This is a genomic window from Micromonospora sp. NPDC001898, assembly GCF_042891255.1.
In the GTDB taxonomy this organism is placed as follows: domain Bacteria; phylum Actinomycetota; class Actinomycetes; order Mycobacteriales; family Micromonosporaceae; genus Micromonospora.
The window spans coordinates 25,365-38,640 of sequence record NZ_JBIATC010000014.1 but is presented as its reverse complement, the minus strand read 5'-3'; the positions used below and the strand labels follow the sequence as shown (position 1 = coordinate 38,640).

The following is a 13,276-nucleotide window of genomic DNA, read 5'->3' as shown; positions in this document are numbered from 1 at the left end:
GGCAGGATGCATCAGGAACGCCTCCAGCGGCCCGGCATCCGGGCGGTCCTTTTCGACTCGTCCGGCACGTTGCTCCAACCTGCGCCCGCGCGTCCCTACCAGAACCTGGAGGAAATCCTCCGGCGGCATTGGCCGGCGGCGCCCATCGAGGACCTGCCGCACGCGATCCGGTCCGGGACCACCATGCTCGACCGTGCGCAGGGGGCCGGAACGTGGGAAGGCTACTGCCGCACCGTCCTGGCCGAACTCGGGATCGGCCGGCCGCCGCAACCACTGCTGGACGAGCTGGTCGCCGCGGATCTGAACCCGTTACGGCCCTTCCCCGAGGTGCCCATCACCCTCAAACGACTGCACGAGCGAGCCCTGCCGATGGCGGTGGTCACCGACAGCCTGGAGACCGCAGAGTCCTTACGGGCCAGCTACGAACAGATCAACCTGCGCGGCTACTTCCGATACTTCGCGGTGGCCGGCGAGCTGGGTTACCGGAAGCCGGACCAGGCGATCTACCGGGCGGCAAGCGAGGCGCTGGGCGTGCCACCACCACACACCTGTTACATAGACGACAACGCCGACCTGGTCGCCGCCGCCATCAGCCTCGGCTACCACGGTCTCGCGCTCTGCCGCACCGGCACGCCCACACGGCCGGACCTGCCATACGTCTCCGCCCTGGACGAGATCCTTGAGCGCATCAACGACCCGTGATCGCCCACTCGTGCAGCACGCCGGGTTCGAGGGATTAGGGCTGTCGTTCACTGTCCGAGAGTGCGGTAGCGGAGGTGTACGACGCCGTTTCGGAATCGGCGCTCATCGAGGAGCTCGAGGTTGGCGCGTATGCCGGTCGGCAGCCCCGGCTTACCCCCGCCGACGACAATGGGCAGGATGAACAGCTGGCACTCGTCGACCAGCCCGGCCTTGAAAGCCTCCGTCGCGAGGTTGGCGCCTCCGACCATGAGGTCGCTGCTGGCCGTGGCCTTCAATTCGCGTACTGCGGCGGGGTCGAAACGGCGTTCGAGTCGGGTGTCGGCAGTCGACACCGCGGCGAGGGTCGTGGAGTAGACGACTTTGCTCGCCGCCTGCCAGGCGCTCGCGAAGTCGGCCGTGAGGTCGGACTGCGCGGCCAGAGCGGCGTCGGTCTCCCAGAGGGCCATCGCCTCGTACAGGCGCCGCCCGTAGAGAAACGTGCCCACGGACCGCAGGAGGTCGGTGGTGAACGCGAATACCTCGTCGTCGATGGGGAACCAGTCGAACGCGCCGCGTTCGTCCTCGATGTAGCCGTCAAGCGACACGTTCGTCACGTAAATCAGCTTTGCCATGCCTCTACCTCTCGATGATCAGCTGCAACAGCCTGGACATTCATCAGCGTGGCGTCCAGCTTGGTGAACGCTTGGCGCCAACCCTCCTCGCTGGGGTGCGCCAGATGTTCGGGGAGCCACTGGCGGATCTCCAGTCGCGTCCGTCCGTCAGCCTCGTCGTAGAACTCGACCCGCAGTCTCGTCTCGAACGGCTCGATGTCCTCCTGCAGCCGGCCACTGACGTGCATGACGCCTTCGAGTAGTTCGCCGTCGGCGACGTCGGTGAGGTCGACCTGGATGTGCACGCGAAGCTCGGGGTCGGCCGCATTGACCTCCGTCCACCGTTGAAAGCCGCCGGGGCGCACGTCGAACTCAATCTCATCGCGCGGCAGTGAGTTGCCGATCGGGCCCCACCACGTCGCCAGGTGGTCGGGATCGGTGAAGGCTCGGTAGACGAGCTGTCGCGGCGCGTCGAACACGCGCGATATGACGAGCTGCGGAGTTTCCGTTTTCATTCGACCTCCCTGGGGTCGTCGACCATCCGGTCCGTTGCCCGTCCGGCGGCCTGCACCGCGGCGAGGTGGGCATCGAGGCGGGTGAGGGACGAGTCCCAGAGCCGCCGGTAGCGCTCGATCCAGTCGGCCGCCTCGCGCAGCGGGGCAGATTCGAGGTGGCTCGCGCGCCACTTGCCCGACCGCGACCGCGAGATGAGCGCGGCGCGCTCGAGCACTTTCAGGTGCCGTGACACCGCCGGCATCGAGATGGACAAAGGAGCGGTGAGCTCTGTGACCGTGGCGTCGCGTACGGCCAACTCGGCGATGATCGCCCGTCGAGTCGGGTCGGACAGCGCCGAGAACACCACGCTGAGCTGATCGGTGCCAGCCATCGGAAGCTCCCTTCACTTAACCAACATGTTAAGCGTATGGAAAGGCGCGTGATGTTGTCAACGGATGGGTCGCCGGGCAGGCTCGGTCCCGCCGCCGACGTACCGCCGAACGACCTGCGGCAGGACGGTGTCCGCTTCTGCCGCGTCTCGCTGAGGGTGTTTCCGGATCGTCCGCGCAGTCACCGTCCTGTCCGGCGCCAACCTCAGCGGATGTAACGGCGGTACCCAGCCCGTCGCCCAACTCGGCATCCACGGCACCAACGACAGCGTGCTGACCACCTCCATGGGCCGGTCGCCGCGCGACACGCGGCCAAGGCCAACCACACCGCCGCCACACTCAACGGCTGGACCGTACGCATGACCCTGAGCGGTGGCCAGGCCATCAGCAACGTCTGGGACGGAACCAACACGGGCACCACCGGCGACGTCGCCGTCAGGAGCGCCCCCTACAACGGCCCGTTGGGCTCGAACGCGTCGACCACCTCCGGGTTCACCGCCGCTGGCGACGGCGCCGTCCCGCCCGCCAACATCACCTGTACCAGCCCCTGAGCGCTGCACCCGGCGGGGGGGGGGGGGGGCGCGCGGGGCCGCCCCCCCCCCCCGCCGGGCCCGCCCCCCCCCCCCCCCCCCCCCCCCCCCCGGGTGCAGTGGCCTGCCGGAACACCACGGGCAGCACCCTGTTCGCCGGGCAGACCGACGCCCGCGCCGATCAGGCAGCCCCTCCCCGCTGTGGCCGGGCGACGCGTCCGTCGCCCGACCACACTGCGAGTAGTCAGCTACGCAGGCGCCACTGCTGGTTGGCGCCACCGGCGCAGTCCCAGAGAACGATCTTCGTCCCGTTCGCGGTGCCCCAGTTGTACGCGTCGAGGCACCGTCCCGACTGGACGCCGCTGATCGTGCCACTCGCGTTGAGGTTCCACTGCTGATTGGCGCCACCGGTGCAGTCCCAGATGATCACGCGGGTGCCGTTCGCGCTGGCACCGCCCTCGGCGGCCAGGCACTTGGTGCCGTACACCTGCAACTGCTTGCCCGAGGTGTAGGTCCAGCGCTGCATGGTGCCGCCCCAGCAGTCGTACAGCTGCACCTGGGTGCCGTTGGTGGTGCTGCCGTTCGGCACGTCCAGGCAGCGCCCGGACTGCGCGCCCACGATCTCGGTGGTCGATCCGCCCGTGCCACCCGGGGTGCCGATGCTGCCGGGCACCGCCTGCAGGGCGCCGTACCAGACAGCGGCCATCTTGTCGTAGCCGGTCGCGGTGGGATGAATGCCGTCGATCAGGTCGGCGGTCGTCACGGCGCTGTGCATGTTGACGAGGTGGACGCGCTTACCGGCGTTCACCTTGCTCTGCACGATGCCGGGGATGGCCGCGTTGAATCTGCCCACGGCCGACTCCTGACCGCTGTTGGCCAACGGAATCAACTGCGCCACGAACACCTCGGCCCCGGGGGCAGTACTCGTGATGTGGTCGATCAGGGTGGAGAGCCGATTCGGCGCGGTGGAGACGTTGTAGTTCTGCAGGATGTCGTTGGTGCCGATGTGCAGCAGAACCGTACGCGGCTGATAGGTCTTCAACCAGCCGACGATGTTCGCGTCGATCTGGTCGATGCGCCAGCCGGGGTGGCCCTCGTGGTCGTGGTCGCCGAGACTGCCGGGCCCGTTGTACTGGGATCCGATGAAGTCGGTGGTGTACCGGCCGTTGGCGAGGCGTTGCCACAGGCCGATGCGGTAGCCGCCCGGCACCTGGGTGCCCTCGGTGATGGAGTCACCGAGCGGCATCACCCGTACCCCACCGTTGGATTCCGCGCCGGCCGGGCCGGCCGGGGCCACCATGCCGACGATCATGAGGGCCATCGCGGCGCCCGCGGTGAGCCACCTTGCCATTGGTCGCATGTCTGTTCCTCTCGGGTCACGGCGTGGCAGGGTTCGGGCAGGTCACCCTTGCCCGATCGCCATTTCAAGCGCTGGTGCAGGTGAGCGACGGTGTCTCCGAGCCGCTCGCCAGGAAGCCGAACGTGGCCTACCGGTGGAGATGTTATCGATAACATCGATGTCTCTGATTGAAGCACAGCAACCCCGATGGCGGGAGATCCCCCGCCATCGGCGCAGGCTTTCCTGCTCACGCAGTGGCCACCGGCCACCGAGGAGCGGTCAGCTTGTCGCCGAGCAGGTAGTCGACAGCTGTTCGAAGGCACCTGGGCGGGCCGGCAGTGTCGGACGCAGACGGCCGTGCCGCCGCCGAAGACCGGGCGGCGGATCAGCAGCCGGCTGACCTACCCTGGCCCAGTTCACCTGGCCCGCGTCACCGAGCATCCCGGCGGCAGGGGGGATGGCCGGTCCTGGCTCGCGGCTATCCAATCCCCCGGATGTGGCGGGGGGCGGCGACGCTGTCGCGGGCGACGAGGGTTGGGGCGATGGTCTGCCGCAACGCGCCACCACCGCCGGTCTCGATCTGGGTGAGCAGCATGTTCAGGCTCGCCCGGGCCACGGCGTCGAAGTCCGGTCGGACGGTGGTCAGCGGCGGGATGAAGTATGCCGCCTCCGGCACATCGTCGAAACCGACCACGCTGAGGTCGTCGGGCACCCGCTTGCCGGCCTCGTGCAGGGCCCGCAGCACGCCGAGCGCGAGATGGTCGTTGGCGGTAAAGATCGCGGTGACCTCGGGCATCCGGGCCAGCATCTGCCCGCACCGGTAGCCGGAGGCGGCAGACCAGTCCGCCGACATCAGGGGCGGCTCCTCCGCCCCCGCCGCCGACAACGCATCCCTCCAGCCGTCGATGCGACCCGCGCTGTCGAACCAGTCCGACGGCCCGGACACATGCCAGACCGTGCGGTGCCCCGCGTCGAGCAGGTGCCGGGTGGCCTCCCGGGCCCCGGCCACCTGGTCGACCGTCACCAGCGGCACCGGCCGACGCGGATCACCGTCGACGGTGACCAGCGGTACGCCCTTGGGCAGCCGCTCCAACGCCTCCCCGGCCGACTCGACGGGGGCGATGACCACGATGCCGGCGACCCGGTGCGCCAGGTGCCGCTCGACGGCGACGGAGATGGACCGGTGGTCCAGGTTACGCACGCTGCCCACGCTGACGGCGAAACCCTGCTCCGCTGCGGTCTGCTCCAGCGCGGCGAGCAGCGACGCCGGTCCGTACAGGGTGGTGTTCTGCGCGACCACCCCGATGACCTTCGACCGGCCGGTGACCAGGGCCCGCGCGGCACCGTTGGGCCGATAGTCCAGCTCGACGATCGCGGCCTGCACCCGCAACCGGGTCTGCTCGCGGACGTTGGGGTGACCGTTGAGCACCCGCGACACCGTCTGATGGGAGACTCCGGCCAGACGGGCGACGTCCGTCATCGCAGGACCGTGCACGGCCATTGTCACTCCCCCCGCCGACGTCCCAGCTACCGCGGCCCGTCGACGTCGACTCACGCGGACTCGTGCCCGATCCCCTCGCGCGGCCACGATGCCGGTGCGGATGCCCTGGGTGACCAGCGTTGCACCGCCGCTAGTCTACGCCAGCCCTCGCACTGGGCATGGCACGACCGAGCCCTCTCGGCGGTCACCCGCCAGAGGTCCGACGAATACCGTGGGTGGGTTCCCGCGGGCCGGGCCACGCGAGACGAAGGGCCCGTCCCCCCGCCCTTCGGGGGCGCGGAGACGGGCCCGCACGTCTGAATCGCGCGTCACCTCCGGAAGAAACAGCCCTCCTCCGGAGCGACCGGTAAGGACGCGGTCGGTGTCACGGTGTGGCCAGTTCGAACCGGCGTACGGTGACCGCGCCGCCCAGGGACTGCGTGGCGTGGTTGAAGATGGCGAACCGGTAGCCCATGAAGAACTCCCAGTTGTTGGCCAGGGTCAGCGCGTTCCCGAGTCGGGTGAAGGTCACGCCGTCGGTGCTGTACGAGAAGGTCGCCTGCCGGCCGGCCCCGGGCCTGATGTCGGCGGTGGCCCGCAACCAGATCCGACCGCCGGAGACCGGCGCGCTGGCCACCTCCGTACCGGTGCTGGTGGTGTTCCAGTTGCCGTCCATCGTCAGGCCGTTCTGCATGACCACGCGGGTGATGCCGTTGTCGCGTCTGACGCCGGTCCAGGCCGACGTGTTACGGAACACCGACAGACCGGCGCGGTCCCCGTTCGCCATCGCGGAGTAGTCGAGTTCGACCGTGGCCGTGGAGCTGGGGCCCTGGATGCGGTGGGTCAACGTGTTGCGGGCCGCGTACAGGTCGTTGGTGACGGTGGCCGTCTGCAGCCGGAGCCCGTTGTTGACCGAGAACCGGCTGGTGTCCGGGTTGTGGTTCCACTCCCACTGCGGCCCCAGAGTGGTGCCGGTGAACGTGTCCACGCCGGTGAGCGGCTTCACCGCCCGCGGCGGCGCGGGCAGGTTCGGCACCGGGTACGAGCCGCCCCAGGCGCCGTTGACGGTCTGGACCTGCGGCCAGCCGTCGCTGGTCCAGGTGATCGGGGCCATCGCCGGCATCCGCCCACCGGGATAGGCGTCGACGAAGGCCATGTAGTACCAGTCGCCGTTCTGGGTCTGCACCAGCCCGCCCTGGTGCGGCACGCCGCCGCCGGAGATCGGGCCGGGCATGTTGAGCAGCACCTGGCGCTGCTCGTACGGGCCAAAGGGACCGTTGGTCGACTTCAGCACGTACTGCCCGTTGGCCGGGCGGGTGAGCCAGATGTAGTAGGCGCCGTTGCGCTTGTAGAAGCGGGCGCCCTCCAGGGTGCCGATGCTCGACGGGGTCGTGTAGACCTGCTGGTTGCGGACCTGGGTACGCCCGTCGCCGGACAGCTGCGCGACGCTGATGGTGCCGTTGCCGTACGCCACGTACATCGTGTCGTTGTCGTCGATCAGCATGCCGGCGTCGTAGTAGCAGTTGGGGATGGTCGCGTGCCGGCTCCAGGTGCCGTCGACGGCGGACGCGGTGTAGATGTGGGTCTGGGCGAAGTCGATACACCCCGCCCAGTAGAACGTCCGGTTGCTCGGCCGGTAGTTCAGCGTCGAGGCCCAGATCCCGTCGACGTAGGCCCGCCCGCTGCCCATGTCGTACTTCGAGCCGAAGTCCAGCCGGGGCACCGAGTGGCCGGCGAACTCCCAGTTGACCAGGTCGTACGAGCGCAGCACCGGCGCGCCGGGCGAGTAGTGCATGGTGGACGCCGACAAGTAGTAGACGTTGTCCACCCGGATGATGTCGACGTCGGCGAAGTCCTGCCAGACCACGGGGTTGGTGTACGTACCGCCGGGGTTGCCACCGTCACCGACGCGGATCAGCTGCCACTGCTGGTGCGAGCCGTTGAAGTCGTCGTACTGCACCACGTTGCCGCCGTCAGCGGTGGAGGCATTCTGCATCTCCACAGCCTTGTTGCTGTTGCGGTTGATCAGCCGGACGTAACCACCGGCGGAGTCCGCCAACCGGAACTGCTGGTTGACCCCGTTACCGTCGCCCCACTGCACGATCGACGCACCGTTGGCGGTGGAGAAGTTGTAGACGTCGAGCACCTTGCCCGACAAGCGAGACTTCAACCGGTAGTAGCCGCCACCGGAATCGACGAACTGCCACTGCTGTTGGGTGCCGTCGCTGCGCGTCCACTGGGTGATCCGCGCGCCGTCGGTCGTCGCCCGGTTGTAGACGTCCAGAGCCTTGCCGCTGTTGCGGTTCACCACCACGTACCAGGCGTTGGTGTCCACCGTCGCCGCCGCGGCCGGCGAGGTCGGGCCCACCGCCGCGAGCGCCCCGCCCACCACCACCGCCATCGCGGCGGCGACCCGCGACAACCACCCGCGCCGTCGCGGCGCGGACCACCTGAGCCAGCCAATGGAAGCCATGATCCTCCTTCGATGACCTTCAGTTCGGGCGAGCGATGACCTTCAGTTCGGGCGAGCCGGAGCGGGCCACCCGTCGGGGGCGCCCGGGTCGCGGTGTCAGAAGCCGCGGGCGAGTCGGTAGTAGGCCTGGTTCCAGCGCAGCTCGTCGGCGAAGCGACGCGGATCGGTGTCCGCGTCGATGACGACGAGTTCGGTACGGCTCATCTCGGCCAGGTCGTGCAGCTCCTCCACACCCACCGCCTGCGACAGGACCGTGTGGTGCGGCGCGCCGGCGGTGATCCACGCCTCGGCCGAGCCGGGCAGGCTCGGGCGGGGACGCCAGACAGCACGGGCCACCGGGAGTCGGCGCAGCGGGTGCGGCGGCGGCACCACGTCGATCTCGTTGGCCACCAGCCGGAAGCGTTCCCCCATGTCCGCCAGCCCCAGCACCACCGCCGGGCCGGGCGCGGCGTCGAAGACGAGCCGGACCGGGTCCTCCCGCCCACCGATGCTCAGCGGGTGGATCTCCACCTTCGGCACGTCCGCCGCGATGGTGGGGCAGACCTCCAGCATGTGGGCACCGAGCACCAACTCCTCACCGGGAGTGAGGTCGTAGGTGTAGTCCTCCATGAACGAGGTGCCGCCGTCGACGCCCACCGACATCGCCTTCAACGTCCGCACCAGGACCGACGTCTTCCAGTCACCCTCGCCGCCGAAGCCGTAGCCGTCGGCCATCAACCGCTGCACGGCGATGCCGGGCAACTGGCGCAGCCCCCCGAGGTCCTCGAAGTTCGTGGTGAACGCCCGGAAGCCGCCCGCGTCGAGGAACGTCCGCAGACCGATCTCCAGCCGGGCCGCGTAGCGCAACGAGTCGTGCCGCTCCCCGCCGACACGCAGCTCGGCGGGGACGCGACAGGTGTCGTCGTACTCCTTGACCACGTCGTCGATCTCCGCCTCGGCGACCTCGTCGACCACCCGGACCAGGTCGTTGACGCCGTAGGTGTTGACCGAGACACCGAAGCGCAGCTCCGCCTCCACCTTGTCGCCCTCGGTCACCGCGACGTCGCGCATGTTGTCGCCGAACCGGGCCAGACGCAGCGACCGCATGGCCGACCAGCCCACCGCGGCCCGGGCCCAGGCACCCACCCGCGCGGCCACCCGAGGGTCACTGACGTGCCCGGCGACCGTCTTGCGGGCGACACCGAGCCGGGTCTGGACATACCCGAACTCCCGGTCGCCGTGGGCGGCCTGGTTCAGGTTCATGAAGTCCATGTCGATCTCGTCCCAGGGCAGCCGGACGTTGGCCTGGGTGTGCAGGTGCAGCAGTGGCGTCCGCAGCGCGTCCAGGCCGCCGATCCACATCTTCGCCGGCGAGAAGGTGTGCATCCACGCGATGACCCCGATCGCCCCCCGCACGGCGGCGTCGCGGCAGACCTCCAGGATGTCCGCGCTGGTGGTCAGGACCGGCTTCCAGACCACCCGCACGGGGACGTGGGGTGAGGCGTCCAGGGCCGCAGCGATCTGGCGGGACTGCTCCGCCACCTGGCGGAGGGTGTCCTCGCCGTACATGCCCTGACTACCGGTGAGGAACCAGACCTCGGGTTGCGCGTGTGTCGCCATATGGTTGCCTTCCGCGGGAGGGGCGGTCACTTGTAGCGGATTCCGACGAGACGCTGGAGCAGGATGAACGCGAAGAGCAGACCGCCGATCACGATCCGCGTCCACCAGGAGTTCAGGCTCCCGTCGAAGGTGATGAGGGTCTGGATCACGCCCAGCGCCAGCACGCCGAGCACCGTGCCGAAGACGTAACCCGAGCCACCGGTGAGGACGGTGCCGCCGATCACCACCGCCGCGATCACGTCCAACTCCATGCCGACGGCGATCAGCGGGGCGCCGGAGAGCGTGTAGAAGGACAGCAGGATCCCGCCGATCGCGGAGCACAGACCGCTGATCGTGTAGACCGCTATCCGGGTACGGCCGACCGGCAGCCCCATCAGCAGCGCCGACTGGGGGTTGCCACCGACGGCGTACACGTTGCGGCCGAGGCGGGTGTAGGCCAGCGTCCACGCCGCCGCGATGACCACGGCGAAGGCGATGAGCACGCTGATCGACACGAAGTTGCCCTGCGGATCGCCGATCCGCTGCTGAGACATGGTGGTCCAGAAGCCGTCCGTGATCGGGATCGACGACCCGCTGATGAAGGTGCACATGCCGCGGGCGAAGAACATCCCGGCGAGGGTGACGATGAACGGCTGGATTTCGAAGAAGTGGATCGCACAGCCCATCAGGAAGCCGAGCAACGGCCCGATGAGCAGCGCGACGACGAGCACCACCTGCGCCGGCAGGCCCTGCTGGAGCAGGGACGCCGACACCATCGCCGTCATCGCGACGACCGAGCCGACCGACAGGTCGATGCCGCCGGTGAGGATCACGAAGGTCATCCCGACCGCGACGACCAGCAGGAATCCGTTGTCGATGAAGACGTTGAAGACCACCTGGACGTTGGAGAACGCCCGGTACTGGGACACCCCGATGCCGTACATGACCAGGAGCAGGACGAGGGTCGCCAGCACCGGCACCTGCCGGCGGGGCAGCCGCAGTTTGGCCCGCCCGAGCGTCATTGACGTGCTGCTCATGCCGGCACCTCCTCCTTCTCCCGCGCCGGGGTCGGCGGGCTGGTCGGGGCAGCTCTGCGCTGGCGGGTGATTCGGGCCCGGAAGGCCGGGGCCTGGATGAGGCAGACGGCGATGACCACGACCGCCTTGAACAGCAGCGCGGTCTGCGGCGAGATGTTCATGGCGTACACCGAGGTGGTGAGGGTCTGGATGATCAGCGCACCGAGGATGGTGCCGCTGAGATGGAACCGGCCACCCGCGAGGGCCGTGCCGCCGATGACCACCGCGAGGATGGCGTCGAGTTCCACCCAGAGACCGGCGGCGTTGCCGTCGGCGCTGGACACGTTGGCAGTGATCATGAATCCGGCGACCGCGGCGCAGACGGCGCTGAGCACGTAGGCGAGGAACACGACCCGCCCCGAACGGATGCCGGCCAGTCGACTGGCCTCGGCGTTACCGCCCACCGACTCGATGATCATGCCGAGCGCGGTCCGGCGGGTGAACGCGGCGACCAGCAGCGCCGCCGCCAGCGCGATGAGGATGGCCAGCGGCAGGGTCAGGACGTGGCCGAGCCCGATCGCCCGGTACGGCCCGGAGTTGATGGTGATGATCTGGCCCTCGGTGATCAGCTGCGCGAGACCCCGGCCGGCCACCATCAGGATCAGGGTCGCGATGATCGGCTGGATGCCGATCACGGCGACCAGCACCCCGTTCCAGGCGCCGAGCACGAGCGCGATCCCCAGACCCATCGCGAGCGCGGTCAGCACTGCCGGAAGGCTGTTCTGGTCCGGCTGCTCGCTGATGTACAGGCAGGCGGTCGCGCCGCTGATCGCGACCATCGAGCCGACCGACAGGTCGATGCCGCCGGTGGAGATGACGACCGTCATGCCCAACGCGACGAGGATCAACGGCGCGCTCAGCCGCAGGATGTCGATCGGGGTGCCGTACAGATGCCCGTTGTTGACCTCGACGGAGAGGAAACCGGGACGGTAGATCGTGTTCGCGGCCAGCATCACCACGAGCACCGCGACCGGCCAGAACAGCTGGTGCCCGGTCACCGCACGGTAGCGGCTCCTGGGGTCGGTCATCGGTTCACCTCCTCGCGGTGGGAACCGCTGGCGATCGTCTGCATGACGCGGTCGGCGTCGAGGCTGTCGTCGTTGGCGAGGTGCGCGACCATCCGCCGGTCGCGCATCACGACCACCTTGTGGCTCAGCCGCAGTACCTCCTCCAGTTCGGCGGAGATGAACAGCACGGCCATCCCGCCGTCGGACAACTGCGCGACCAGCTTCTGGAGCTCGGTCTTCGCCCCGATGTCAATGCCCCGGGTGGGTTCGTCGAGGATCAGCAGCCGTGGCTCGGTGATCAGCCAGCGGGCCAGGAGCACCTTCTGCTGGTTACCCCCGGAGAGGTTGCGTATCGGCGCCTCCGGGTCGGCCGGCCGGATCTGCAATGCCGTGATGTACTTCTCGACCAGCTCGTCCTGACGGCGGCGCGGAATGGGCCGGAGCCAACCGCGGGCGGCCTGCATGGCCAGGAGCATGTTCTCCCGGACCGAGAGTTCCGCGACGATGCCCTCGGCCCGGCGGTTCTCCGAGCAGAAGCCGATGCCCCGGTCGATGGCCCGCGCGGGGGTGGGCAGCCCGGTCGGTTGCCCGTCCATGGCGATCTCACCGCGGTCGGCCCGGTCCGCGCCGAACAGCAGGCGGGCGACCTCGGTACGACCGGAGCCGAGCAGCCCGGCCAGGCCGACCACCTCCCCGGCGTGGATGGTGAGGCTGAACGGCTCCACCGCTCCGGACCGGCCCAGGTCGGAGACCGCCACCAGCGGCGTCCCCTTCTCCAGCGCGGCCAGATCGCGCTTGGGCTGCTCGTCGATGCCCTCGAGGATGTCGAGCTCCTTGCCGATCATCTTCTCGACCAGGGTGAGCTGGGGCAGCTCGGCGGTCGGGTACTCCCCCACCAGCTGGCCGTTGCGCAGCACGGTGATCCGGTCGGCGATGGCGTAGACCTGGTCGAGGAAGTGGGTCACGAAGAGGATGGCGATGCCCTCGTCGCGCAACTGGCGCATGATGCGGAAGAGCTGCGCGACCTCACCCGCGTCGAGGCTGGAGGTCGGCTCGTCCAGGATCAGCACCCGAGCCTGGACGTCGATCGCACGGGCGATGGCGACCATCTGCTGGATCGCCAGCGAGTACGACCCCAGCGGCGCGCTGACGTCGAGGTCGAGGTCGAGGCGGGACAGCAGCGCGCGGGCCCGGCGGCGCATCTCGCCCCAGCGCACGGCGCCGAGCCGGCGGGGTTCCCGGCCGATGAAGATGTTCTCCGCCACCGACAGGTTGGTGCAGAGGTTGACCTCCTGGTAGACGGTGCTCACCCCGGCCGCGGTGGCCTGCATCGGGCCGGCGAAGGAGACCTCCGTACCGCCGAGGGTGACCGTGCCGCCGTCGGTGTCGTAGACGCCGGTCAACACCTTGATCAGGGTCGACTTGCCGGCCCCGTTCTCGCCCATCAGGGCGTGCACCTCACCGGGGAAGAGCCGGAAGTCGACGTCGTGGAGTGCGCGTACCCCGGGAAAGGACTTGCTGATCCCGGTCATCGTCAGGACCGGACGGCTATCCGTCATCCCATCAGACCTCTTCTGAGTTCGCGTCGCGGCGGGGCCGCCACGTCACCGCGGCGGC

General features: G+C 69.2%; 12 protein-coding genes. 2 read left to right on the top strand and 10 right to left on the bottom strand.

Features of this window, described 5'->3' with window-relative positions; all coding sequences use genetic code 11:
• The first annotated feature begins 6 nt into the window (after nt 1-6).
• Entirely contained in the window at nt 7-702 is a 696-nt protein-coding gene (locus ACFYZF_RS24095; RefSeq protein ID WP_387024306.1) for an HAD family hydrolase, read from the top strand.
• Nucleotides 703-749: 47 nt separating this feature from the next.
• Here ACFYZF_RS24095 and ACFYZF_RS24090 read toward each other — a convergent pair whose 3' ends face one another.
• The 3 genes from ACFYZF_RS24090 to ACFYZF_RS24080 are packed head-to-tail and all read right to left on the bottom strand — an operon-like array spanning nt 750 to nt 2,178.
• On the bottom strand, nt 750-1,313 hold the full coding sequence (locus ACFYZF_RS24090; RefSeq protein ID WP_387024304.1) for a dihydrofolate reductase family protein: 564 nt from the start codon (nt 1,311-1,313) through the stop codon (nt 750-752).
• On the bottom strand, nt 1,301-1,807 hold the full coding sequence (locus ACFYZF_RS24085) for an SRPBCC domain-containing protein (RefSeq protein WP_387024302.1): 507 nt from the start codon (nt 1,805-1,807) through the stop codon (nt 1,301-1,303). Before ACFYZF_RS24085 ends, ACFYZF_RS24090 begins: the two co-directional genes overlap by 13 nt.
• Entirely contained in the window at nt 1,804-2,178 is a 375-nt protein-coding gene (locus tag ACFYZF_RS24080) for an ArsR/SmtB family transcription factor (RefSeq protein ID WP_387024301.1), read from the bottom strand. The genes ACFYZF_RS24085 and ACFYZF_RS24080 overlap by 4 nt, the downstream gene beginning before the upstream one ends.
• Before the next feature lie 357 nt (nt 2,179-2,535).
• Between ACFYZF_RS24080 and ACFYZF_RS24075 the strand changes: the two genes are divergently transcribed.
• Nucleotides 2,536-2,727, top strand: coding sequence for a cellulose binding domain-containing protein (locus ACFYZF_RS24075; protein WP_387024299.1), 192 nt, complete (start codon nt 2,536-2,538; stop codon nt 2,725-2,727).
• A 223-nt stretch (nt 2,728-2,950) separates the two neighbouring features.
• Here ACFYZF_RS24075 and ACFYZF_RS24070 read toward each other — a convergent pair whose 3' ends face one another.
• From ACFYZF_RS24070 to ACFYZF_RS24040, 7 genes are all read right to left on the bottom strand, one after another.
• Nucleotides 2,951-4,066 carry an RICIN domain-containing protein gene (locus ACFYZF_RS24070; protein ID WP_387024297.1) on the bottom strand — a complete coding sequence of 372 codons (1,116 nt, stop codon included), beginning with the start codon at nt 4,064-4,066 and terminating at the stop codon, nt 2,951-2,953.
• 457 nt (nt 4,067-4,523) lie between these two features.
• Complete coding sequence (locus ACFYZF_RS24065) at nt 4,524-5,525, bottom strand: LacI family DNA-binding transcriptional regulator (protein ID WP_387024295.1); 1,002 nt, start codon at nt 5,523-5,525, stop codon at nt 4,524-4,526.
• Nucleotides 5,526-5,910: 385 nt separating this feature from the next.
• A complete protein-coding gene (locus ACFYZF_RS24060) occupies nt 5,911-7,998 on the bottom strand; it encodes a family 43 glycosylhydrolase (protein WP_387024293.1) in 2,088 nt (695 codons plus the stop codon).
• A 96-nt stretch (nt 7,999-8,094) separates the two neighbouring features.
• Nucleotides 8,095-9,597 carry an L-arabinose isomerase gene (gene araA / locus ACFYZF_RS24055; RefSeq protein WP_387024291.1) on the bottom strand — a complete coding sequence of 501 codons (1,503 nt, stop codon included), beginning with the start codon at nt 9,595-9,597 and terminating at the stop codon, nt 8,095-8,097.
• A 26-nt stretch (nt 9,598-9,623) separates the two neighbouring features.
• Nucleotides 9,624-10,613 carry a galactofuranose ABC transporter, permease protein YjfF gene (yjfF, locus tag ACFYZF_RS24050; protein ID WP_387024289.1) on the bottom strand — a complete coding sequence of 330 codons (990 nt, stop codon included), beginning with the start codon at nt 10,611-10,613 and terminating at the stop codon, nt 9,624-9,626.
• Nucleotides 10,610-11,680, bottom strand: coding sequence for an ABC transporter permease (locus ACFYZF_RS24045; protein WP_387024287.1), 1,071 nt, complete (start codon nt 11,678-11,680; stop codon nt 10,610-10,612). Before ACFYZF_RS24045 ends, yjfF begins: the two co-directional genes overlap by 4 nt.
• Nucleotides 11,677-13,218: a sugar ABC transporter ATP-binding protein gene (locus ACFYZF_RS24040; RefSeq protein WP_387024285.1), complete on the bottom strand. Its 1,542-nt coding sequence runs from the start codon at nt 13,216-13,218 to the stop codon at nt 11,677-11,679. Before ACFYZF_RS24040 ends, ACFYZF_RS24045 begins: the two co-directional genes overlap by 4 nt.
• Nucleotides 13,219-13,276: the final 58 nt, after the last annotated feature.